Origin of the sequence: Caballeronia sp. EK (genome assembly GCF_014384845.1) — a bacterium.
In the GTDB taxonomy this organism is placed as follows: Bacteria; Pseudomonadota; Gammaproteobacteria; order Burkholderiales; family Burkholderiaceae; genus Caballeronia; species Caballeronia jiangsuensis.
This window is the reverse complement of sequence record NZ_JACSUE010000020.1, coordinates 75,385-98,937: the sequence shown is the minus strand read 5'-3', so window position 1 is coordinate 98,937 and position 23,553 is coordinate 75,385. Positions and strand designations below refer to the sequence as shown.

At 59.8% G+C, this 23,553-nt stretch carries 19 protein-coding genes and 3 pseudogenes; 18 read left to right on the top strand and 4 right to left on the bottom strand.

Annotated features, from left to right (window positions below):
• Window positions 1–76: 76 nt before the first annotated feature.
• Genes IAG25_RS36060 through IAG25_RS36045 form a run of 4 tightly spaced genes read left to right on the top strand, consistent with a single transcriptional unit; the run spans window position 77 to window position 4,953 of the window.
• Window positions 77–751 carry an antibiotic biosynthesis monooxygenase family protein gene (locus IAG25_RS36060; protein ID WP_187609116.1) on the top strand — a complete coding sequence of 225 codons (675 nt, stop codon included), beginning with the start codon at window positions 77–79 and terminating at the stop codon, window positions 749–751.
• Between the two features lie 10 nt (window positions 752–761).
• Window positions 762–2,342 carry an MFS transporter gene (locus tag IAG25_RS36055; RefSeq protein ID WP_187609115.1) on the top strand — a complete coding sequence of 527 codons (1,581 nt, stop codon included), beginning with the start codon at window positions 762–764 and terminating at the stop codon, window positions 2,340–2,342.
• Between the two features lie 11 nt (window positions 2,343–2,353).
• Window positions 2,354–3,430, top strand: a complete 1,077-nt coding sequence (locus IAG25_RS36050; protein WP_187609114.1) for an HlyD family secretion protein — start codon at window positions 2,354–2,356, stop codon at window positions 3,428–3,430.
• Window positions 3,427–4,953 (top strand): efflux transporter outer membrane subunit, encoded by a 1,527-nt coding sequence (locus IAG25_RS36045; RefSeq protein WP_187609113.1) that lies wholly within the window; start codon window positions 3,427–3,429, stop codon window positions 4,951–4,953. Before IAG25_RS36050 ends, IAG25_RS36045 begins: the two co-directional genes overlap by 4 nt.
• A 337-nt stretch (window positions 4,954–5,290) precedes the next feature.
• Here IAG25_RS36045 and IAG25_RS42330 read toward each other — a convergent pair whose 3' ends face one another.
• Window positions 5,291–5,560 carry a hypothetical protein gene (locus IAG25_RS42330; RefSeq protein WP_375336565.1) on the bottom strand — a complete coding sequence of 90 codons (270 nt, stop codon included), beginning with the start codon at window positions 5,558–5,560 and terminating at the stop codon, window positions 5,291–5,293.
• A gap of 78 nt (window positions 5,561–5,638) precedes the next feature.
• Between IAG25_RS42330 and IAG25_RS42325 the strand changes: the two genes are divergently transcribed.
• Complete coding sequence (locus IAG25_RS42325) at window positions 5,639–5,923, top strand: hypothetical protein (RefSeq protein ID WP_375336564.1); 285 nt, start codon at window positions 5,639–5,641, stop codon at window positions 5,921–5,923.
• Between the two features lie 11 nt (window positions 5,924–5,934).
• Here the strand turns inward: IAG25_RS42325 and IAG25_RS36035 are convergent, their stop codons facing one another.
• Entirely contained in the window at window positions 5,935–6,201 is a 267-nt protein-coding gene (locus IAG25_RS36035; protein ID WP_222946802.1) for a hypothetical protein, read from the bottom strand.
• A gap of 231 nt (window positions 6,202–6,432) precedes the next feature.
• On the opposite strand from IAG25_RS36035, the gene IAG25_RS36030 reads away from it, so the two are divergent.
• From IAG25_RS36030 to IAG25_RS36000, 7 genes and pseudogenes are all read left to right on the top strand, one after another.
• On the top strand, window positions 6,433–7,809 hold the full coding sequence (locus tag IAG25_RS36030) for a DUF3857 domain-containing transglutaminase family protein (protein ID WP_187609111.1): 1,377 nt from the start codon (window positions 6,433–6,435) through the stop codon (window positions 7,807–7,809).
• A 1,138-nt stretch (window positions 7,810–8,947) separates the two neighbouring features.
• Window positions 8,948–9,232: an ABC transporter permease gene (locus IAG25_RS36025; RefSeq protein ID WP_255504202.1), complete on the top strand. Its 285-nt coding sequence runs from the start codon at window positions 8,948–8,950 to the stop codon at window positions 9,230–9,232.
• A 154-nt stretch (window positions 9,233–9,386) separates the two neighbouring features.
• On the top strand, window positions 9,387–9,716 hold the full coding sequence (locus IAG25_RS36020; RefSeq protein WP_187609110.1) for a toxin-activating lysine-acyltransferase: 330 nt from the start codon (window positions 9,387–9,389) through the stop codon (window positions 9,714–9,716).
• A 182-nt stretch (window positions 9,717–9,898) separates the two neighbouring features.
• Window positions 9,899–11,665: a hypothetical protein gene (locus IAG25_RS36015; protein ID WP_187609109.1), complete on the top strand. Its 1,767-nt coding sequence runs from the start codon at window positions 9,899–9,901 to the stop codon at window positions 11,663–11,665.
• A 98-nt stretch (window positions 11,666–11,763) separates the two neighbouring features.
• Window positions 11,764–13,037, top strand: a pseudogene (locus IAG25_RS36010) (HlyD family secretion protein).
• 14 nt (window positions 13,038–13,051) lie between these two features.
• Window positions 13,052–15,247, top strand: a complete 2,196-nt coding sequence (locus IAG25_RS36005) for a peptidase domain-containing ABC transporter (RefSeq protein WP_187609108.1) — start codon at window positions 13,052–13,054, stop codon at window positions 15,245–15,247.
• An 8-nt stretch (window positions 15,248–15,255) separates the two neighbouring features.
• Complete coding sequence (locus IAG25_RS36000; RefSeq protein ID WP_375336563.1) at window positions 15,256–16,641, top strand: TolC family protein; 1,386 nt, start codon at window positions 15,256–15,258, stop codon at window positions 16,639–16,641.
• 148 nt (window positions 16,642–16,789) lie between these two features.
• Here IAG25_RS36000 and IAG25_RS35995 read toward each other — a convergent pair whose 3' ends face one another.
• Complete coding sequence (locus IAG25_RS35995) at window positions 16,790–17,485, bottom strand: GNAT family N-acetyltransferase (RefSeq protein WP_222946801.1); 696 nt, start codon at window positions 17,483–17,485, stop codon at window positions 16,790–16,792.
• Between the two features lie 69 nt (window positions 17,486–17,554).
• Between IAG25_RS35995 and IAG25_RS41770 the strand changes: the two are divergent.
• From IAG25_RS41770 to IAG25_RS35970, 6 genes and pseudogenes are all read left to right on the top strand, one after another.
• Window positions 17,555–17,737 (top strand): annotated as a pseudogene (locus IAG25_RS41770) (aldo/keto reductase); the annotation flags it as partial.
• Between the two features lie 127 nt (window positions 17,738–17,864).
• Window positions 17,865–18,629 (top strand): SDR family NAD(P)-dependent oxidoreductase, encoded by a 765-nt coding sequence (locus tag IAG25_RS35990; RefSeq protein WP_187609106.1) that lies wholly within the window; start codon window positions 17,865–17,867, stop codon window positions 18,627–18,629.
• A gap of 311 nt (window positions 18,630–18,940) precedes the next feature.
• The gene (locus tag IAG25_RS35985) at window positions 18,941–19,894 is read left to right on the top strand and encodes an AraC family transcriptional regulator (RefSeq protein ID WP_255504201.1); all 954 of its coding nucleotides are present in this window, start codon (window positions 18,941–18,943) and stop codon (window positions 19,892–19,894) included.
• A 122-nt stretch (window positions 19,895–20,016) separates the two neighbouring features.
• Window positions 20,017–20,552 (top strand): annotated as a pseudogene (locus IAG25_RS35980) (carboxymuconolactone decarboxylase family protein).
• Between the two features lie 34 nt (window positions 20,553–20,586).
• Window positions 20,587–21,411 carry an isocitrate lyase/PEP mutase family protein gene (locus tag IAG25_RS35975; RefSeq protein WP_187609104.1) on the top strand — a complete coding sequence of 275 codons (825 nt, stop codon included), beginning with the start codon at window positions 20,587–20,589 and terminating at the stop codon, window positions 21,409–21,411.
• A gap of 35 nt (window positions 21,412–21,446) precedes the next feature.
• Window positions 21,447–21,839: a RidA family protein gene (locus IAG25_RS35970; RefSeq protein WP_187609103.1), complete on the top strand. Its 393-nt coding sequence runs from the start codon at window positions 21,447–21,449 to the stop codon at window positions 21,837–21,839.
• 332 nt (window positions 21,840–22,171) lie between these two features.
• On the opposite strand, the gene ltrA is transcribed toward IAG25_RS35970, so the two are convergent.
• The gene (gene ltrA / locus IAG25_RS35965; RefSeq protein ID WP_222946800.1) at window positions 22,172–23,545 is read right to left on the bottom strand and encodes a group II intron reverse transcriptase/maturase; all 1,374 of its coding nucleotides are present in this window, start codon (window positions 23,543–23,545) and stop codon (window positions 22,172–22,174) included.
• Window positions 23,546–23,553: the final 8 nt, after the last annotated feature.

The window sequence follows — 23,553 nt, the reverse complement described above, 5'->3', positions numbered from 1 at the left end:
CAATAAAGCTACGCGATGCGCGGCGAATATGCCCCATCGATTTGCATCGTTTCACTAACTAATCGAAGAGCCTCATATGTTCTCTGCCATGCTGGAAGTCAATCCCGTTCCCGAGCAATTCGACGCCTATCTCGGCATGGCGAAGATGCTGCGGCCCGAGCTCGAAAAGATCGATGGGTTCATCGACAACATGCGCTACGCGAGCCTGACCCGCGACGGCTGGCTGCTGTCGTTATCGAGCTGGCGCGATGAGAAGTCGCTCGTGCGCTGGCGTACCGAGGCTCGGCATCACAAGATCATGCAGGCCGCGCGAGACCGCGTGTTCGCGGACTATCGCCTGCGCATCGGTCAGGTCGTCGCGGACACGCATATTCCCGAAGGACAAGCGTTGCTGGAACAGCGTCTGGATGCCACGGAAATTGGTGAAGGCAAGGCCGTGACGCTGCTCGATGCAAGCCGCAAGCCCGCGTGGATAAAGCAGGCAGGCGCGCGAGGCGTCGCTGAATCGCTGGGGCTCGATCTGGCAGCGCCCGGCCTCGTCGCGTGGGATGTATTCGATGCGCTGCTCGCGCCGGGGAACGTTATCGCCGTGGCGACATGGCGCGATCAAACCGCCGCCGATGCGTTCTCACGCGAAGCGACGCTGCCGAGCGACGTGCGCATGCGCCACATTCGCGTGATCCGCGAGTACGGCATGTTCGATCGCCGCGAAGCGCCGCAATACTTCGAAGAGGCACAACGCCGGATGTGATGACACGCATATGAACACGACCGATTCCGTTCTCGACGCGCCTCGCGAAACAACCGCCGAACGTGCGCCCGTGAAGCAGCCCGCGCTCTCTCGGCGTCTTGCTGCGGGCCTGATCGGGATGCTGCTCGCGTCCCTGCTCGCGATACTGAACGAGCAGGTCACCGCATTCGCGATGGCCGACATCCAGGGCGCGCTCTCGATCGGACACGACGACGGAACCTGGCTCACCACCTTGTTCGAAGCGGCCAACGTCGCGACGATGGTCTTCGCGCCGTGGTTCGGCATCACGTTCACGCTCAAGCGATTCACCATCGGCGCCGTACTGGCCACGATGTTCTTCGGCGTACTGTGTCCGTTCGCGCCGAACCTTCCGGCGCTCTATGCGTTGCGCGTGTTGCAGGGCATCGCCGGCGGTTGTCTGCCGCCGATGCTCATCATCGTGGCGCTGCGTTATCTGCCGCCGAAGATCAAGCTATACGGCCTTGCCGGATACGCGATGACGGCGACCTTCGGGCCGGCGCTCGGAACGCCGCTCGCCGCCTTGTGGACCGAGTATGCGAGCTGGAAGATGGCTTTCTGGCAGATCGTGCCGCTCGGCGTGGTGAGTTGCATCGCGATCCAGCAAGGTCTTCCCGACGATCCGCTCAAGCTGGAACGCATTCGCGCCTTCAACTGGACGGGGTTCCTCACCGGATGCCCGGCGATCGCGATGCTCGTGATCGGCCTCTTGCAAGGCGATCGTCTGGACTGGCTGAGCTCGGATTTCATACGCGTGATGTTCATCGGCGGAACTGCGTTGCTGGCGGTGTTTCTCGTCAACGAATGGTTTCATCCGATGCCGTTCTTCAAGCTCCAGTTGCTGTCACGAAGAAACTTTGCGCACGGACTCACGACGCTCGCTGGCGCCGTGATCCTGCTGGTCGGCGTGGCCGCGATACCGGGGCAGCATCTCGCGAGGATTCACGCATACCGGCCGCTGCAGACGGCGCCGCTGTCGTTGCTGGTCGCCCTTCCGCTCCTGCTTGCGCTGCCATTGACGGCCGCGCTGCTGAACCTGAAGCGCGTCGATTCGCGCTGGGTGATGGCGGGCGGTCTGTCGCTGATGATCGCGACCTGCCTGATGGGAAGCTTCATGACGTCCGAATGGATCCGCGACAACTTCTATCTGCTTCAGTCCTTGCAGATCGCCGCGCAACCGATGGTGATTCTCGCGATCCTGATGGGCGTTACCACAGGTTTGCCGCCAACCGAAGGCCCCTTCGCCTCCGCGATGTTCAACTCGCTCAAGACCTTCAGCGCCGCTGCCGCGACCGCGTTGATCGAAGGACTCGGCACGGCTCGCGAACGCTTCCATTCGACCATGCTCGTTGATCAGCTCGGCAATCGGGCGCTCGTCACGAGTCAGGGCATCGACACGGCCAGTGGTCTCAGCGAGCTCGCTCATCGCGTGCATGAACAGGCATTGGTGCTGATGTCCGCCGATCTCTATCGCGTGATGGCGTGTGTTGCCATCGCGCTTCTTCTCCTCGTTCCGGTGTTGCCCGTGCGGATCTTTCCGCCGTGGACCGCTACGCCGCCCTCTTCCCATTAAGGGAGGCTTTCATGTCATCCATCATCCGCTCTCGTTCCAGACTCATTCGCATTGCAACGCCGGTGATCGCGCTCGCCGTCGTCGCGTGGGCGGGCGTCAGGCTTCTTCCTGATTCCACCAGCCAATCCACGAACGATGCCTATGTTCAGGCCGATTTCACGCTCGTCGCGCCGCGCGTCGCGGGCCAGATTTCCGATGTCCTCGTCGACGACAATCAATCGGTCAAGGCGGGCCAGGTGCTCGTGCGTATCGACGATAGCGATTTCCGCGCGGCGCTGATGAGCGCGCAGGCCGACGTAAGCGCGGCGAGCGCCGCCGTCGCGAACTTCGATGCCGAAATCGCGCGGCATCCGTCGCTCGTCGATCAGGCGCGCGCGACACTGCGATCCGACGACGCCGCCATCGAGTTCGCGCGGGCCAACGCATCGCGCTATCAAAATCTTTCGGACACGGGCGCAGGCACCGCGCAGGAGCAGCAGCGCGCGGCCAGCACGCTCGCGCAGCAGCTCGCGCAACAGGCCCACGACCGCGCCGCGCTGACCACGACCGAGCAGAACCTCGATGTGCTGCGCACCCAGCGCGACAAGGCGGCAGGCGCGCTGGCACGCGCGGAAGCGGCGCTCGAACAGGCGAAGCTGAACCTGTCGTACACGGAGATTCGCGCGCCCGTCGACGGCAAGGTGGGCAGGCGCTCCGCGCGCGTCGGCGCATTCGTCACGGCGGGCGCGCCGATGCTCGCCATCGTTCCGCTCGCGGATGCTTATGTCGTCGCAAATTTTCAGGAGAACCAGATCACGAAGATGCGGCCCGGAGAGAGCGTGCGGATCAGGATCGACAGCTTTCCCGGCGTGGTCATCAAAGGCCGTGTCGATAGTCTCGCGCCCGCTACCGGCGTGAGCTTCGCGCCCATTGCGCCGGACAACGCGACGGGCAATTTCACGAAGATCGTCCAGCGCGTGCCGGTCAAGATCACGATCGATCGCGGGCAGGAAGCCGCATCGGCGTTGAGCGTGGGTCTTTCGGTCGAGGCGGAAGTGGCGGTCGGCCGGCATGGCGAGACGCTTGCGCAAGAAGGAGGTGCGAAATGAACGAGAACGACACTTCCCTGCGCGCGATCGCGCTCGCCATCCTGGCTTGTCTGACGATGGCGGGCTGCACGGTCGGGCCGGATTTCGAGCACCCGAAGACCGCGACACCGGACGTCTTCGAGCGCACGCAGACAGCGCAGGCATCGAGCAGGACCGTGGAAGCGGACTTCAATCCGGACTGGTGGACGCTCTTCGACGATCCCGTGCTGAATGCGCTGGAAAAGCGCCTCGCCGACGATAACCTCGACGTGGCCGCGGCGTCCGCACGTTTGCGTCAAAGCCGCGCGGAACAGCGCGTTGCGGGCGCGGCCGCGCTTCCGACGCTTGACGGCGCGGCATCGTATAACCGCGAGCGCGGCAGCGAGAACGGCATTCTTTCGCTGCTCGGGGTTACGCCGTCGCAAAGCCAGCCGCAATCGGCGTCGGGGAACGCGCCGCTCGGTGTATCGGGGATGCCGGGCTCGAAGGGCTCGCCCGCCTACAACCTGTATCAGGCCGGCTTCGATGCCTCGTGGGAACTCGACATCTGGGGCCGCGTGCGGCGCGGTGTCGAAGCCGCGAGCGCCTTGTCGGATGCTTCGTTCGAAGATCGCAATGCGATTCTGCTCTCGGCGCGTGCGGAGCTCGCGCGCGACTATATCGAACTGCGCGATACGCAGTCGCTGCTCGAGATCACGAAACAGAACCTCGATATCGCACGCGATGCGGTGAGGCTCACGAGAATCCGCGTGCGCGAAGGCGTTACGACGGACCTCGACGTCGCCAATGCTTCGGCGCAAATGGAAACGATCGAGAGCCTGATTCCGACGCTCGAATCGCGCCGCGATACCACGATCAACGCGATCGGCGTGTTGCTCGGCGAGCAGCCCGGCGCGCTGCGGGACATGCTGAGCGATGCGCGCGATGTGCCGAAGCTGCCTGCGCAGGTGCCTATCGGATTTCCATCGGAGCTGGCGGAGCGCCGGCCGGACATCAAGAAGGCCGATGCGCAACTGCATGCGGCCACGGCGTCGATCGGCATGGCGAAGGCCGATTTCTATCCGCGTATTTCGTTGAACGGGAGTGCGGGGTTTCAGAGTCTGCAGCTTTCCAGTCTTGCCGATTGGGCGTCGGGGCAATTTGTTGTCGGGCCGTCGATTACGTTTCCGATTTTTGAGGGTGGGCGGTTGAAGGGCACGTTGCAGCTTCGGGAAGCACAGCAGCAGGAAGCGGCGATTCTCTATAAACGAACGGTGCTCGAGGCTTGGCGCGAGGTGGACGATGCGCTGCTCGTGTATGACGCTGAGCAGCGGCGGCGTGATCGGCTAGCTTCGGCGGTGAGTTTGAATGAACGGGCGCTTGGGGTCGCGCAACAACGATATAAGGCTGGGGCGCTTGATTATCTGGACGTGCTTAATGTGCAGAAGCAATTGCTTGCAGCGCAAAGTGATCTTGAGCGGAGTAAGGCGACGGCTGCGGAGAATCTCGTTACGTTGTGCAAGTCGCTGGGGGGTGGGTGGGAGGGGGGGTATGCGGGGCGGTGAATGTGGATGATCGGAGGGTGGCAGTTGGGTAAGTTTGGGCTCGGTTTTTTGCGCGTGTTGTTTAGTGGTTGTTCGCGGATTTGCGGGGGCGGCGCTTGCCGACTCGTTGCGGCAACTAGGGCCGATTTGGGCGGCTCTTAAGGCTTAACAGACCTTCGCCCTAGTTCGCATTGGTAGGCGGGAGATCGGCCTTTGCGGACGCTCAACTCCGGTCACAGGTGAGGCGGCTTTACCTCGGTCAACTGCCATTCTGAACCAGTCGCACACTATGCCCTGTGAGGTAGGTTCGCGTGCCCAGAAGTGTGCGCCGTGCGAACAAGCAATTGCCACTTGCCATTCAGGCGATGCGGATCGAAGAGATACGTTGGCGATTGCGCGGCGCCGCTTGATCCGGATGCTGTACCGCTGCGCTGGCGTACAACTGGTCGAACTGGTGTGGTCCGACGACGCGCAGTTGTCGTAGCTCGAGGTCGACCGCGTCGATGATATTGAACGCTGGACGCTGCACGTACTCGGCAAGGGCCGAAAGACGCGTGCAATTCCGTTGCCCGCGCTCTGCGTGCCGGTCCTGAAGACGTGCCGGCAACTGCGCGGCCTGCCACCGCATCCGGGTCCTTTCGAGCACGCGGCACTGACTCATGGACTCAAGGGCGGTCCACTGCAAAGTTCGGGTCTGTATGAGGAGGTGGCGATCTTTACTGCTGCGGCTGACCGGCTCGAAAAATCGGATCGCGCCGGTGCCGCGCGGCTGCGTCTGGCATCGCCCTACTGGTTGAGGCACGGTTACGCCAGGCAACTCGTGGTCGACCATCAGGTGCCGCTGCCGGCGGCGCAGGCGCTGCGCGCGCATGCATCAATGCAGACCACCGCCGGCTACGCGAAGACCGACCTGTCGCAGCTGCGCACGTTTGTTGACGGGACGTTTGCACCACTGAACCAGGACCGTGAACCCACGCCGAAAGACCGGTAGGGATCGCGGCGCTATGCGTGTGCGGGCGCCGGCAGCGGCGACTGCGCGTCGCCGCGCAGAAACGCATGGATGCGCGTACACGCCTCTGCATATCGCCACGACGGCATCGAAGCCAACTGGCGATCGTGCAGCGCGAGGATCCCCGCGAGGACGTCGTGATCCATCGTCGGGAGCGTCCAGTTCCCCACGCGATGTCCGCGCAGTCCGCAGCGTTCGAAGGCCGCTTCCGCGGTCCGGAACATGTCGAGGTTGATGGGCTCATGCGCCGCGTCGACCATGAAATACGTGAGATAGCTGATCTAGTTGCAGCAGCTCGTCGCGGATTGCCGGCGGTGCCCCATGGTCGAGGTCCCTGAGGCCGTCGCGCAGACGGTCCTCAGAGTCGACAGCCGTCAGCAGATCGCTGGGATCAACGTTTTCATACAGCCACTGCAAAAATCGATTTCGGCCATGCAACGCTTTTCACGTACCATCTGAACCCTGCAACCGCGATCTCTCCTAATTCAACCATGCAAGCAGCGAACTTTCAGCCAAATGTGGCTCGCATTTTAGAAGACAGTGTCTACGACGTCTGTAAAGACGGCACATATACGAAAGAAACGGTTGAACGTTTTCGCATTGAAACGGATCAGGGTATGCAGGAATGCAGCCAGATATCGCTCCGCTACAGTACCTCGCTCGAGGAGCTGAACGTATTACGGGCCTATACGATTACAAGGGACGGACGGCGTATCGACGTCACGCCCGAGAACATCATCGAACAACAAAGCAGCGAGAGTACGCATGCGCCAATGTTCGACGACAATAAGGTAAAAGTAATTGTCTACCCTGGCGTCGACATCGGATCCACGCTAACGCTGCACTATAGAAAAAGACAAAAAACCCCCTTGTTTCCCGGGCATTTTTTCATGCTCGAATATTTCAGCGACTCAGTGTCCAGGGACTCAGTGCAGTTGATCGTACGGGCACCAGCATCGATGAATCTGCGCGTGGACGTGATCAATCTGTCCGGTGGAAGGGTGGCCTCGGATCAGCCTGACGTGCAGCTTTGGAGATGGATACTGACGAACCGTCCTGCACACCAGCCGGAAATGGCATCGGTGAGTGATGTTGATTACAGTCCGCGTGTCGCGCTGAGCACATTTCCGGATTTCGCCGCTGTCGGTAAAGCATATATCGAGCGCGCCGCGCCAAAGGCAAAGATTACGCGTGCCATCCAAGCGCTGGCTGATGAACTTACGCATGGCGTTACGGATCGGAGACGGCAAGCTGAAATTCTGTACGACTGGGTTAGCACGCACGTGCGCTACGTAGCGGTTCATCTTGGTATTGGGAACGTCGTGCCGCATGAGGCCGACGCCGTTCTGGCCGCTGCTTACGGTGACTGCAAGGATCACGTGACGTTGCTTGAGGCCCTACTCGCTGCGAAGAGTATCAAAAGCGCGCCGGTCCTGGTCAATTCGACCAACAGCTACTGGCTTCCCGAAGTCGCGTTGCCCGTTGGTGTGTTCGATCATGCAATTACTTACCTGCCCGAGTTCGAGATGTTTGTCGACTCTACCGCCAGGGTTCGGCATCTTGCCGCCCACCGAGTTGGGCAAGCCGGCGTTGGTTACGGACAACGGATGCGGCTGTGCTCGCGTAGTGGTGTTGCCGATAGCGGATCCAGAGACTGCACGGGTGGAGGTCGCGACACACATCGCGATCAGCGACGAAGGCGATGTCTCTGGCACGAGTCAAATCGAAAACCAAGGGGCGTTCGACCTCGTTGCGCGTCAGATATTTGCGTCACTGCAGCCAGGCTTCGCAAGCCAAGCTGCGGCTCGAGTCCTTACGATGACCGGCCAGGACGGCGCCGGCATATACGAGTATGGCAATGTACGTGATTTGACTCGATCATTTTGTTATGAAACGCAGTTCACGTTGCCCGATTACGCACTCCTACCTGGTCCAGGTGCAATCCCCGTTCCAGTGGGCCTAGGAAGCTTCAGCAGCATCGGCTCCGCGTTCGAAGAGGCTAACCTGGAGCAGCGTCGATTTCCCATGCCCTTGGCGGGGCGAAACGTGACCGAGACAACAACGATCCTATTTCCTAACGATGTCACGATACCAAAACTCCCGAATCCAGCCAGCATCGTTTCATCGCTGGGAACATATACTTCCGCCTATCATCTGAGCGGCCAGACCGTCACTGCTGTACGTACCTTGAGTATGAGGTTATCCAGCGCATTACTTTATCCCGATCAATATCTGGAATTTAGGACGATGGCACGCGCTGTCAAGCGCGACTTGCGGTCCCAACTGGTCTATTACTAACGATTCCGGTCCCCCAGCCGCAGTCGACGAACACGAATTGGACCATCCGGGCGACGATTGGGTACGCGACTTGGATGGCAAATGGGGGCCATTGTCTGCGTGCCTTCGTGCACCATGAGGCGGTCCGAATGCCGGTTACCTCGCCGCGTCGGGATGGGCATGAAAGCGTGAGCCTTGGGTGTGCCAGACCTTTGCAGTGAAAAGCGAAGGCGCGACTTCAGAAATCGACACCGGCCCAAAGTTGTCGCTTCCAATTTTTTCTACGTTGCCGTATAAATCTCAATCATTCTTATTCGTAGGATCATTCATGTGCTGCAAGCGGATTGTTTTAAAAACATCGTTTATCGGAACGCTATCAGCACGCCGTGAAATTGTCGATCGAGCCTCGCAGAAACATGGGTCGATGAGAGACAAACACAATGCACTCCAAAAATTTACAGATTATGCGAAGGCACGAGCAGTCCGCACCAGATCGCTTATAGAGTACACACTCGCTACCAATTATTTGCCAGGACTAAGATGAAAAGGATTCTCGTCATCGCAGTAAGGATGCTTCATGCTTTTGTGCTTTATCTCGGCGTTTTCTTTGTCATTCAAAAAATCAGTGACGTGCCCACGGGAACTGCTGCCACAGTTGTAACGGCGGCTATTTCCGTACTTCTTAGTGAATTTTTCTTTAGATTTTTTAAATCTGTGAGGTGACTAAATATGACGATAGCAACCATTATGTTGGAGCATCCAAACAACTCTCGTTTTGTTGATTCGAGTGATTTGTCCTTGCTGACCGACGAGGAACTGCTCATGGTCGCTGGCGGCGGTAGTGTAGGTGGGGCCGTTGTTGGAGGCTTGAAGGGTGCTGTGGGCGGTGGTCTTCTTGGCGCTGCTGGTGCCGCCGCGACCGGCCAACCCATTGGAGCTGGAGGGATTAGCGGGATGGTTACAGGAGATCTTTCCGGCGCTTGGCACGGGTTTTCCGGTGGCGGATCGGCCTAACGTCACCGCGTGAGGCAGATTGTTGGCCTTACTGAATTAGCCAGCCAATCGACCTACTTTTAACACCCTCGATCGGATCATGCCAGTTGCCTCGCAGTTTCGGACCGAGGGTGTCACTAGTCAGACTCTATGGCACTTTTCCTAACTTTTCCCAATGCCGGAAGAATTCGAGTTCACTGACGAAGTCATCAAAAGTAAATATGAGAAGCTTGGATGCGTAGCGAGCCTTATGGCGCGCAACCGACATTATAAGGAGCGTGGTTTCGACTACCTGAAAAACCGGGTGGAACCTGCTATAGAAATAGGACAAGTCAGAATTCTGTTCGACGAGCTGCAAAGGCCAGTGGGATTTGTCACCTGCGCGTTTCTCGCCAAAGATACGGTCCGGCGGCTTCTTGACGGAAATCACATATTGCATCTTTCCGAATGGAACAAGGGCGGCAGTTATGGATCATCGACGCTTGCGCGCCGAACAATTATCTGAAACGGATACAAAAGTTTTTCCTGCGTGAAGAATTTGCCGATCACGACGCCGTTTTCTGGACGCGGCACAAGGATTTGCCCAAACCTCACGTCTACCAAGCAACTCGAACGCTTCTCACGCGTAAATGAAAATGTCCGCGAGTTGCAACTTTCGACGGCCCTCTGTCTGTTTTGTAAATGCATATGGCTGACAAGACAATTGCCCGTGAATGTCGGGCGAACCTGCGGGATCTCACGCCTGCTTTTGTTCCGCTGCTGGTCGAACGGGCGCAAAAGACCGAGGTAATGTTCATAAGTGAGCGGTCGCCGTTGAGCAACGAAAACCTCATAGAAGAATGTGCCTTCATCGTGTCCGAACAGCCATTCACGAGTTCACGCGACCAGCGTATCTGGTTGGCAGAGCGATACGGCGGGGACGAAATTGCCAACAATGGAGGGGGAGTTCGCTGCGGTTTGACGGGCGACTTGCAGGTTAAGGGCATCGGCATCAACCTGCTGTTAGGTAAAGGATCCGACCACGCGCATTCGAATGGGCGCTTGTCGTTAGTCGACGCCATCTACGAGACGCTGTGGAGCGAAATTGTCACGAATATCATGCCGTTCGGCGGCGAACGGGTGATTGGCATCTTGCGCCCATTCGCCACACATCCTGCAACCGCTAGTGATCGCGCGCTGCTTGTCCGGGAGCCGAATGTCAGGCCTGCCCACTTCGAAAGAGCTACTCATTTCAAACCAATTCGCGACGCCGCGTGGCATCGCGAGGCGGATGTCAAGCGGGTCGCCAAGCTCGCGCCACGTCTCGGAGAATTCCTGCCAAGGCCAGAAAATTGGACGGAAAGCCACTGGCAAGCCCTTGCTGACGATCAGCGGTTTCATCACGGCCTCGGCGAGCTCGCGCGGCGACTCGCCAAACAGTCTGCCTTTGCCCGTTCGCATCTATTAGCGCACGGCTGTACGTCATCAAACATTGCCGTTGACGGTAGGTTTCTGGACTTTACGTCCGTGATGACACTCCACGCTTATACCGTGGATACCGCACAAGAGCTCAAATCAATGTGGAAAAAAGTTTGGAGCGAACATGTGCCGTTGCTCAGAAGTCTCTCGTCGATCTGCTATTACGTCGACAGGTACTGGTTGCGTGACGGTACTCGTGCGAACCATGCGCTTGAATACAGTCTGCGGATCTTTCACCGCGAATTCGATACGTGGTGTACGCACTATTTTCTCTGCCTTGCCGGCATACCGGGATTTATTGCACGGCGGATTGCCGATCATCCCGTCGCGCTGCAATGGCTCCAGGCCGTGATTTCGGCCACTGACGAATGGGTACTCAGTTTGCGCGACGACCTCGCTTCGAAGTCGGATCAGACGCCTTGCAAACATAGTCTGGATGGGCGCCTCACGTGGATTGCCTTTGCACGCTTTGCGAGTAATGAAGCCGGCACCTACTTTCCCGCGTCCGCGCCAAGAGAGGTCCTGGTCAATGCGTATCGCTGCGTCGTCGACGTTGTCCTGGAAAAAGCCAGAGAAGCCGACATTTCCCACACGGCTCTGCGGCGTGCCTTTCTGATCAATGAAGCAAAGCATCTTGCGCCGGGGTCACATCTGGAGCGCGATGTCATCAAAGCAGAGATCGCGCAGTTGCTGGAGACCGCATCGATGCATTCCTCGTCGCAAGCGTGGATCGGCAATCTCATCTGTGGTCACAAGTCCGCGGCGTTGCTAGCGATGAAATACGACGAGGGGCCAAGCGTCATGTTGTGGAATCGGAAGAATAGTCGGATTGAACTCGATCTGCATACCGACATGCTCACGATCGTCAATGGTGCTGATGTGTCGTCGCGGCCCGTTGAACAATTGGAAACGCTGATTAGCTCAAACAACGACATGACCGAAATCATTTCCCGTTACGGCGCTGACACATTGTCTGCGATCGCCAGAGGACACTAGTGGATATGCGCGTTGTCGACTTCCGGCTAAAGGGCTGCTGATTCATGCGCGTGTCACATCGCATCAGAACCGGCGTGCAGCGCCAGTAAGGATCACTTGTGAAAAATCCAGCACCACTTTTCAGACGCGAGGCCCTGCGCGCGCAGAATACCCCCACGCTCGGCGTGATCGTACTGGTGCGCCCATTTCGTTCGCCTTTCTAACGGTCGCTGCAGCCGGAATGGCGCTCGGTGTGTTACTGCTTTTCGCGTTCGCCAGCTACACGCGCCGCATGACCGCCGATGGCGTGATCGTGCCGGACACGGGACTCGTCAAGGTCTATGCGCAACAGCCGGGCGTCGTCGTGCGTAAGGATGTACGGGAAGGCCAGCGGGTAATCCGCGGGGCGGCGCTTTATGCCGTCTCGATCGATCTTCAAAGCACGGTTGAAGGACGGACGCAGGTCGCGTTGATCGACCAGGCGCGCCAGCGCAAGCACTCGTTGCTGCAGGAGATCTCCAAGACGCGTCTGCTGCAGCAGGATGAGCGCGATACGCTGGAGTCGAAGCTCGCGAGCCAGCTCGTCGAACGCGCGCGCCTTGACGAACAGCTTGCGAGCCAGCGCCAGCGCGCGTCGATCGCGGAAGATGGGGTAGCTCGCTACGAGCGTCTGCTCACGCAGGACTATATCTCGAAGGACCAACTTCAGCAGCGGCAGGCCGATCTGCTGGATCAGCAGTCGAAGCTGCACGCATTGCAGCGTGAACGAGCCAACGTATCGCAAGCGGTACGGGAAGCAGGCAACGAACTCGCCGGGCTTCCACTGCGGCAACAGAATCAGCTTTCCCAGATCGACCGTGTGGTAATCGACGTCGATCAGGCGCTAATCGAAAGCGAAGCGCGTCGCGAAGTTGTTGTCAGCGCGCCCGAGAGCGGCATCGTGACCGCTGTGATGGCTGAGCCGGGACAGACGATCGACCCGGCCCGCCCGGTCGCGAGCATCGTTCCGGACGGGGCCCGTTGGCAGGTATACCTGTTCGTGCCGAGCGAGGCGGTCGGGTTTGTCCGCTTGGGCGACCCGGTACGCGTCCGGTATCGGGCTTACCCATATCAGAAATTTGGCCAGTATCCGGCGCGCGTGATCTCGATCGCGCGCACAGCGCTATCCGCGGACGAACTATCGACGAGCGGCATGCCGACTGCCGGGACGCCTCGCAGCGCCGGGTCGTTTTATCGGGTGACCGCTTCACTGGATCTCCAGACTGTCACTGCATACGGCGACCGGCAACCGTTGCAATCGGGCATGACTTTGCAGGCTGATCTCTTGCAGGAAAGGCGACGTCTGTACGAGTGGATACTCGAACCGCTCCACAGCCTGACTGGAAAACTCTGAACCATCGATTGCCCATGTCCATTTTTGACCGTCTATCGTTCAGCGTAGGCCGCGCGTTGCCCGTGATCCTGCAAACCGAGGCGACTGAATGCGGGCTCGCGTGTATTGCAATGGTCGCAGGCCATCACGGCCATCACATCGACCTGGATACTTTGCGTGGCCGGTTTTCTATTTCGCTCAAGGGTACGGGACTAGGCCGATTGATCGAGATCGCGCAACGGCTCGATCTGGGCACGCGCGCTGTCAAGCTCGATCTGGACCGGCTCGCTCAGCTTCGCACCCCCTGTATCCTCCACTGGAATTTCAACCACTTCGTCGTACTCAAGGGTATAAACGGGAGGCGCGCCGTGATCCACGATCCCGCGCAGGGGGTTCGTCAGTTGTCGCTCGAGGAGATGTCCTCGTCGTTTACTGGCGTCGCGCTCGAGCTCTGGCCGACTGGCGGCTTTCAGCCGCGCGTCGCAGCTCCGGCGGTGAAGCTGCGAGCGCTGCTAGGCCCCGTCCACGGCCTTTCCCGCTCGCTCGGTCAGATCCTCATGCTCGCGGCCGCGCTCGAGGCATTCGCGCTAGTCTCGCCGTTTTTCCTGCAATGGGTGATCGACGAAGTGATCGTGAGTGCGGACCGCGATCTGCTGACGGTGCTTGCGCTCGGCTTCGGCCTTCTGCTGCTGATGCAGCAGGCGACTGGTGCTATGCGCGCGTGGGCGCTGATGTATTTCGGCACGATGCTCAACGTGCAGTGGCGCGCGAACGTTTTCACTCACCTGCTCAGCCTTCCCGTACGGTATTTTGAGCGGCGTCACCTCGGTGATGTCGTGTCTCGCGTCGGCTCGATAGACACGATTCAGCAAACCCTCACCACGTCGTTCCTCAGCGCGCTGATCGACGGAGCGATGACACTCGTCACGCTTGCGATGATGATGGTCTACAGCCGGCTGCTCGGCTGCGTCGCGTTGGGTGCCATGGCGCTCTACGGTCTGCTGCGCTGGCTCTGGTATCGACCGTTGCTAAGTGCGACGGAGGAGCAGATCGTACGGGCGTCGAAACAGCAGAGCCACTTTCTGGAAACGGTGCGCGGCGTCAAGACGATCAAGCTGTTCAACCACCAGCACGAGCGGCGCGCGACTTGGCTCACGCTCCTCGTCGAGCAGATCAATGCGGGTATACGCGTGCAGAAACTCCAGTTGTTGTTCCATCAGATTAACGGGCTGTTATTCGGTGCAGAGGGTCTGTTGATCATCTGGCTTGGCGCAAGAATGGTGATGGACGGGCAGTTCACCGTGGGCGTGCTAACTGCATTCAACGCCTATAAGGGCCAATTCGACAGCCGCGTCGGCAGCTTGATCGACAAGTATTTCGAGGTGCGAATGCTGCAGTTACAGGGCGACCGTCTCGCGGATATCGTGTTCGCCCAAGCGGAGCCAGCCGGGAGCCTGCGTCATGTGCCGGGCGAGGCGGACGAAATTGCCGCCAGCATCGAGTTCGACGCGGTCGGCTTTCGTTACGCCGAAGGCGAGCCCGCGGTACTCGATGGTATTTCATTGTCGATTGCGCCCGGCGAATCTGTCGCGCTCATCGGGCCCTCCGGCTGCGGTAAAACCACGCTCACGAACGTGCTGCTGGGTATGCTTGAGCCGACGTCCGGCGCGGTTCGGATCGGCGGCGTGGACGTCGGCGGGCTCGGCCTTGACCGCGTTCGTTCGCTTGTCGGCACCGTTCTGCAGGATGACGTCTTGTTCGCCGGTTCGATCGCAGACAACATCAGTTTCTTCGATCCACACGCTAACACAGAGTGGATCGCAGAATGTGCGCAGCTCGCTGCCGTGCACGCAGACATCATTGCAATGCCGATGGGGTACAACACGCTTGTCGGCGACATAGGCACAGTATTGTCCGGTGGACAGAAACAACGGGTATTGCTTGCGCGCGCCCTCTATAAACGTCCGAAAATTCTCGTGCTGGACGAAGCGACGAGCCATCTCGACCTTCAGCGTGAGCAGCAGGTTAACGCAGCCGTTAGCGCGCTTCGGATAACACGCGTGATCGTCGCGCACCGCCCCGAGACGATCGCGTCCGCGTCGCGCGCCGTCATGCTGGACGGCGGCAAGGTTGTGCTCGACGAGCCGACCGCGGCGCACAACGCGGATCTTCTCAACAGCGACGAACTCGCATCCGCGCGGTCCGTCGGCATCTCTGCGCACGAAAGGTAGGCAAACGAGTGGAGCAATTTTCTGTGCTCGTCATTGCGGCTGCGGCGCTCGCTTGCGGATGCCCTGTCGACGCCCAGACACTCGATGTGTTCCAGACACGCAGCAGCGTGGCGGACGCGCCCGCTGCTCGGATGCTGGACGGCGTGGCATGCCGTCCGGCGCAGCCGGGCCGCCCGCTCGAACTGGGCGATGCAATTTTGCAGGCTGTGTGCGCGAATCCGCAGGCACGGCAAGCATGGGCGGAAACGCGCGCGCAGGCGGCCGCTGTCGGTGTCGCTGACGCGGCCTATTTGCCAGTGATCAATGGCAATGTGGGTGTCGAGCGCGATACGCTGTCGACTACATACGGCGATACGGTGTTCGGAAGCGGCTTGCACAGCAAATCGCAGAATACGTCGAGCAAATATGGCATGCTGACTCTGAGCTGGGTGCTCGTCGATTTTGACAAACGCGACGCCGCGCGGCGGCAGGCGCGCGCGCTGCTTGCAGCCGCGAACGCGACGGAGGACGACACGCTCCAGACCGTGTTCTTCAACGCAGCGCGGGCGTTCTATGCGCTACGCGATGCGCGGGCGTCGCTCGAAGCTGCGCAGCGCACTGAAGGGATCGCGCAGGAAAGCCTAGCTGAAAGCAGCGCGAAGCACGCGGCGGGCGTGGGCACGCTCGCCGACGAACTGCAGGCACGGACCAGTTATCGACGCGCCGTGCTCGACCGCGTCAGCGCCGAGGGCGACGAGCGTGCAGCGACGGGAGCGCTCGCGGTCGCGATCGGACTGGAAGCCAACGCGCACATACGGATCGGACCGCAGGAGCCAGTGATAGACGTTTCCGGCACGTTCAATACGGACGTGGACCAGCTGATCGAAGAAGCGAAGCGGCGCCGACCCAAGCTCGTAGCTGCGCGCGCCGTGGGACGACCGACAATCTCACTTGCCGGTAGCCTCGCGCAGAACAACCCCTCGTACCAACAGCAACCGCAGTCGGTTCCTATCACCGGAAGCCGCGGAAGCACAATCGGCATCCAATTGACCATCCCTCTGTTCGAAGGCTTCGCATCCGGCTATCGTGTCGCGCAGGCGCAGGCACAGGCCGACGCGGAGGAAGCCGTACTGCACGACACCGAGCTGCAAGTGTCATTGGACGTGTGGAAAAACTATCAGAGCGTGCGAACCGATTCGGCGAACCTCGCCAACTCGCAGTATCTCGTCGCAGACGCGCAAAGCGCACTCGACATTGCACGCGGTCGCTACAAGGAAGGCGTCGGCACGTTCACCGAATTGTTGAATACACAGACAGTACTGGCCGACGCACAAAAGCAGCGCGTGCTGGCCGTTTCGAAGTGGCGCACAGCGCGCCTTGGTCTGGCAGCCAGCCTCGGTAAGCTGGGGTTGTAGACCGAGCATTGAGGCGAGGCTACCCGGCGAGATAGGCCGCTAGCTGCCAATCTCGGTCGGATGGCGATCCTTTCCGGAAAGGATCGCTTCAAGCGCGGTCGTTTGCATCGAACCGCATCAGCGTGTCGGCGATATGCACTGTCAGAAACTACGAGAAGAACCGCTGTCTGGTGCATTCTAGGAGTGCGGCTCTCTTGTGCGGAAAATCGAACTCCTTCAAAACCTCGTAGCCAACTTTCCGTGCTGAAGCGATTAGCGCGGCATTCTTCGCATTGGGCTCGCAGTAGATTCTCCGAGTCTTCGGGTCGGACAGGAAAATAGCGTGGCTAACTGCCCTAACCCATGAGGATCCGAAGCCCTTTCCGGCATGAGAATCTTCGCCGATGAGAATGCGGAAGCCACGATCATGTGGGGCGGAGTCGTAGTGGGGTCCTAATCTGTCTTCCAAGGTCCAGTAGATCTCGAAGTAAGCACAAGCGACATCGTCGATATAACCAATTGCCGCAAACGAATGAGGATCGTCCTGCAAGGATTGCAGATAAGTCCGATGATGGTTCAGATCCCCTTGTTCATTCCAGAACTCTGCGACACGTGAGTTGTTTTGCCACCGATGAAACAGATGCAGATCGGAAGCGGGGTCGAGAGAGCGAAGCGAGAAAACCTTATTGCAACATTTATCACTCGCCTCGTAAAATCGCCCGCGAGGTGCAGGGGGGCGGGTCGGATGATGGGGCACGCTGAGCGCTACCGGCGCGAAGGCGGTTTCACTTTCCGGCTTTTCTGGCGCACTGGCGCGTTGACAATTCAAGGACTTCGATTCTGGTTTCGCGTTCAAAGGCTTCACCCTGTCTGGTTCGGATGAGTATCTTACCTACTATGTTTCGGAATGCCATGTATTTTATGACACAGTAATAGTTCCGCTATCGCGGGGCCACGCACGGAAGCGCATTGAGACAGTTACGTGGACGCGCTGTCGTTGCAACTGGGCCCGGAAGACGAAAAATTCGTCGACAGTCTGGTTCCTCCTGGCCATGCGTCGACGCCTGGTTATACGGATCCAAACTATCCGGTCGAAGGCCGACATGTAGGCGGTTGATCGGGTAGCACGCCCATCATGATTTCCGGCGAACGGCGCAGCTTCTTGTACGCCATCAGCAATAGCCGCGAAAGCGGCGCATAGCCTCACTCGGGACCGTACCTGTACGAGGTCGAGAGAACTTACTGTGAATATATCTTTTGAGAACAAGGTCGCACTCGTCACGGGTGCGGCCTCCGGGCTTGGCCTTGCGACGGCGAAGGCCTTTGCTTTGTCGGGCGCATCAGTCGTCCTGGCAGACTGGGATAGTGCGGCGGTGGAATCAGCGGCAGCCGAGTTGAAGTCCCAAGGTTGCGCGGTTCTGGCTGTGCGTTGCGACGTGGCTGACGATGCGCAGGTAGAGGCGATGGTTGCGCAACCTGTGTCGACCTTCGGGAGGCTGGATATCGCCTACAACAACGCCGGCGTGCAGAATGTCCTTGCTGAAACTGCCGATTCTCCGCGATACGACTACGACCGCGTGATGTCGATTAATCTGCGCGGTGTTTGGAGTTGCATGAAGCTTGAGTTGCAACAGATGCGAAGGCAAGGCAGCGGCGCAATCGTCAACTGCTCGTCGCTCGGCGGCCTCGTAGGCGGTGCAGAGCGAGGCACCTATCACGCGGCGAAGCATGGAGTGATCGGGCTTACGAAGAGCGCGGCGCTGGAATATGCAGCACGGGGAATCCGGGTCAATGCGGTCTGCCGCGGTCTGATCTGGACTCCCATGGCAGACCAGATGGTCGCCGGTGGCCAGGGGGCAGCCCTTGAGGCCATGACAGCCAGTATCCCGATGGGCCGTCACGGAAGTCCGGAGGAAATCGCCGATGTCGTCTTGTGGCTGTGCAGCGAAGCGTCGAGCTACGTGACCGGGCAGTCCATTTCCGTCGACGGCGGCTTCATCATGCAATAAATGATGACGAACGGCCGGGTCTGTAACGCCCCTTGCCAGTCGGGAGAAACGCCGCAGTCGCAACAGATGACAGATGTCTTTTGCACGCGCGGAAGCAGCCATTACCCTGTGGCAGTCGAATGTCGGGTTGTCGCCGCAACAAGCCGCATTCGATCAGTCCGCGCAGTTCACGTGGGCATTGAATCGATGCAAGCACGCGTGGTGTTCAGTGGTCGCATGTGGAGACGGCTCGCGTCGTGATAACGTGCGAGAATGAGCTACAGAATCAAGAGCGCACTCGACTTTCATTGGCTCGCCAACGAATGCCACCCTTGACGCCATCCTCCTCCGCAAGACTCTCGCTCACCGATCTCGATGAGTTAATCACCCTGCTCGAACTTCGCGTTCTCGGATTGTCCGAATGTCTCGTGAGCGAAGGCTTCATTCTCGAGCTCGATGGCAACGATGCGCCAGGCATCCATTACATTCTGTCCGGCGTGGGCCTGCTGCATATCGACGGAGCGCCCGGCGTGAAGCTGTCGCCGCACACGCTGCTGATCGTGCCGCCACGCCATCCGTTGAGGCTCGAAGTTCCAGTGCACGGTGCGGGCATCGCGCCCACGGTCGTTTCCGGGCGCGAGCACAAGCGCCTCGTCGATTCGATCAGCCGCTTCCGCGCCGGCTCGACGGAGCCGATGACCGTGATGATTTGCGGCTATTTCAACGCGGCCTTCGGAGCGTCGATCGATCTCTTCGAGCACTTATCCACGCCTATTGTCGAGCATTTCGATGCATCCGATCGCCTCGACACTTACCTCCTGACCGCATTCGATGAATTGATCTCCCAGGAGATCGGCGCGGGCGCGATGTCCGGCGCACTGCTCAAACAGGTGATCGTCGCGCTCGTGCGTCGCTCGCTGAAAACGAGCGCGCTGTGGATGGAGCGATTCGCGTTGCTTGGCGACTCCCAGATCGCACGCGCGTTCGCAGACATGACCGCGCGCCCTTCGGCGCCTCACACCGTCGAAACCCTTGCGCAGACCGCATGCCTCAGCCGCTCGGCCTTCATGGCGCGCTTTTCGGCGGCGCTCGGCCTGTCGCCGATGCAAGTGCTGCGCGACATCCGCATGCGTCAGGCTGCCGCCCAACTTCGCGCCGGCAATCTTCCGCTGGATCAAGTGGCACGCAACGCCGGCTATGCGAGCCGCGGCGCTTTCGTGCGAGCGTTTCGAGACGTTTACGGCGCTTTTCCTGCCGAGTTCCGAGTCAAGGCGCCGACGGCCTGACAGCGCATACGGACTTTTGCGCACCTTTGCAGGACCCTGTGCAAAGCGGCCGCTCCTAGACTGCATCTCAATGCAGGAACACAGGATTCCCGCAGCGACCAATCGGACACAGGAGCATCGCCATGAGCCGCATCGCTATTCCGCAAAACATTCCCGCCGAATCCAAAGTCGTTGTCGACGCCATTTCGAAGCAGTTGAAGCTCACGCCCAATCTGTTCCGCGTGATGGCGCAAAGCCCGTTCGCCCTGAACGGATGGGCCGGCCTGCAAGCCTCGCTTGCGAAAACGCTCGACGTGAAAACACGCGACGGTGTCGCACTCGCTGTTTCGCAGGTCAACGAATGTCAATACTGCCTGAGCGCGCACACCTACGTCGCCACCCGTTTCGCCGGCCTTTTCGACGAAGAAGTCGCGCTCAATCGTCAGGGGCAATCCGAATCGCCGCGCGTCGCTCAGCGGTCGCGTTCGCCCGAACCCTCATGCGTACGCGCGGCAAGGTCGCCGACAGCGATCTCGACGCGGTGCGCGCCGCGGGCTACACCGATGCGAACATCGTCGAGATCATCGCGCTCAGTGCGCAGTTCATGCTGACGAACTTCATCAATAACGTCTTCGACACCGAGATCGATTTTCCCGTCGTCGACGTGGAAATTGTCTGAGCACAGGATCTCGACAACGCTTCCGGAGCCGATCATGCCCCGCACCGCTGCAGAAAAACGCGCTGCATTTCGCGCACTACATTCGTCCGGCTGCTTCGCGCTGCCAAACCCCTGGGACGCGGGCAGCGCCCGCTATCTTGCGAGCCTCGGTTTCAAAGCGATCGCGACGACGAGTTCGGGCTTCGCATGGTCGACCGGTCGCGCCGACAACCACATCGAACGCGACATCATTCTCGGGCATCTGCGCGAGATGGTCGACGCGACCGACCTGCCCGTCAACGCCGACTTCGAGAACGGCTTCGGTGCCGATCCGGCAGCCGTGGCGGAGAGTGTCGAGCTTGCAATCGCGACCGGGGTGGCCGGCTTGTCGATCGAAGATTCCACTGGCGATTCCTCGGCGCCGCTATTCCCGATTGACGTGGCAGTGGCGCGCCTCGAAGCAGCGCGCAGCGCGATCGACGGAAGCGGCGGTGACACAATGCTGATCGGTCGCGCCGAAAATTTCTTCGTCGGGGTACCCGATCTCGACGATACGCTGGCGCGCCTCAAGGCATATGCGGCGGCGGGCGCCGACTGCCTGTACGCGCCCGGCATCCAGACGCGTGAGCAAATTGAAGCGGTTGTCGTCGCCGTAGCACCGAAACCCGTGAATGTACTGATCGGCGGGACATCAGCCTTTACGCTTCACGACCTGAGCGCGCTCGGCGTGCGGCGGGTGAGCGTCGGCGGTGGACTTGCGCGCGCGGCGTGGAGCGGCTTCATGCGCGCCGCGCAGGCTCTCGCCGACGGACGCTTCGACGGATTCGAAGGCGCCGCGCCGGGCGCGCAACTGAACGCCCTATTCCTCGGCAATGCCTGAGGATTTCGACCATCAATTCTTCAAGAGAGCATGCCATGGCTCGCGAAATCATTCGAGTAGAACCGCTATCCACGTGGCTCGAACGGTGGAAAGCACCGACGTCCGCTGTCACGCGCCATCGGGACACGATCTATGTATCGGGCTTTCCGCCTTTCGATCGAAATACGGGGGAAGTGCTCGATGCGCCGATCGAACAACAGACGCGACGCGTGCTCGAGCAGTTAAAGCTTTGCGTCGAGACGGCCGGATCGTCCTTAGACCAGGTACTGAAATGCAATGTGTATTGCACGTCGGTCGAGATGTTCTCAGTGGTCAACGAGATCTACGCACGGTTTTTCGGGCCGCGCCCTCCAGCGCGCATCTTCATCAATGTGCCGGCACGGCCTGGCCGTTTCGACATTGAAATCGACTGCGTCGCGGCCGTATGAAACCCGCGAACATGCTGGAGGCAAGTCTCGTATCTGCACTCGTCAGCCAACCGAGCGCCTCGACCGACGCAATCGAACCGTTGTTGAAAGCTCCTTTCGTGGACGCGTCCACCGGCCGTGTCATCGTAGGTCGTGCGTGTGACACAGACCGGTAGAGTCGAGATGTGGCGCGGTAGCGTTAGGTTCGGTTTGTCTGTTGCCGCCCCTTTCGGTTGGCGGTGCCCAATTAACGTCGCCGTAGCCCCGTTTCCACACCCCGGTCATCGAACCGGACATGCAGATCTCCCGCATCCGGCTCTCGGACAAGACATCACGCCTTCGTACACGGCACGTTACACCCAAGGCCCCGTCAGGCGCACAAGACCGAAGTGCTTATAAAGGTGCGGGCGTGGATAGCCCCCGCGCCTGCTTCGCCTGGCTTTGTACTTGTTGCGTAACCACCGACGCAACCGCGCAGCGGTGTAGTTGTCGAGCGCCCGATATGCGGGTCTGTCCGTGCCTACCTTGAAGTAGTTCGCCCAGCCGCGCAACGTGCGGTTCAACTTGCCTACCAGCTCCGTGGTCTCTTGCCATACCGTCTTGAGGGCGGTCAGCGCATGAATCTTTTCGACCATGCGACCGATACTCTTCTTTGACGGACGCATGCCCATACGGGCCTGCCCAGTCACCGCAGAGTACAGCCGTCCAAACGTGTAACCCAGGAAGTCGAATTTTCCTTCCGGCACCTTGCAAATGCGTGTCTTCTCCTCATTGACGGTCAGCTTCAGTTTGCCCATGATCTCGCGCAGTTTCAGCAACGCCTCGTCAGCCTTGCCTCGTTTGCACAGGATTACGAGATCGTCCGCGTAGGTCACAATTCGACTGCCAAGGCTGCGCTGAAGTCCGAGCTTCTTCCATGCCAGCACAAACCGACGCATGTACACATTCGCCAGCAGTGGTGAGATGGGTGAGCCCTGTGGGATACCTCGCCGGCTATCTTTGGCCTCCGTCGTCCGCTTCTTCCGGCCTCGGATATCGGTTTCTTCCACGGGGCATTCCAGCCACATCCGGATCAGATGCAGTACGCGCCGATCAACGATGCGTCGTGTAAGCGACAGCATCAATTCGGCGTGTGGAATGCTTCCGAAGTAGTCCGCCAAGTCCGCGTCAGCGACGTCCGTTTGCCCTCGATGCAGCCGTTCCTCCACCTCGATCACCGCCTGCTGGGCGTTGCGACCCGGACGGTAAGCGTATTGCTCCGGCGGAAGGTCCGCTTCGAAGATCGGTTCGAGCACCAGCATCGCTGCCGTCATGCACACCCGATCACGCAAGGTCGAGATGCCCAGTGGCCTCAGCTTGCCATTGGCCTTCGGGATAAACACTCTTCTGATAGGGTCCGGCCGGTAACTCTCCTGCCTGAGTGCAAGCGCCAGTTCACCGAGCCACTTCTGCACCCCGTATGCTTCGATCTCCGCGAAGTCTTGCCGATCGACACCCGGCGCGCCCCTGTTCGAGCGACACTGGGCGTACGCATGCGCCAGCACATCCTCACGGTAGATCTTGTCGTACAGCGCGTAGAAGCGATACCCGGCTTCTGCCTTCGCTTTCGCGTGTAACGCCATCTGCAGCTTCTGAACACGAATCGGAGTTAATAGGTTGCCCAATCTCCACGTCCTCACTACGTATTGCGTCTGTCTTGAACTGAGGCCCCTTTCCTCCACCAGCATTACACCGG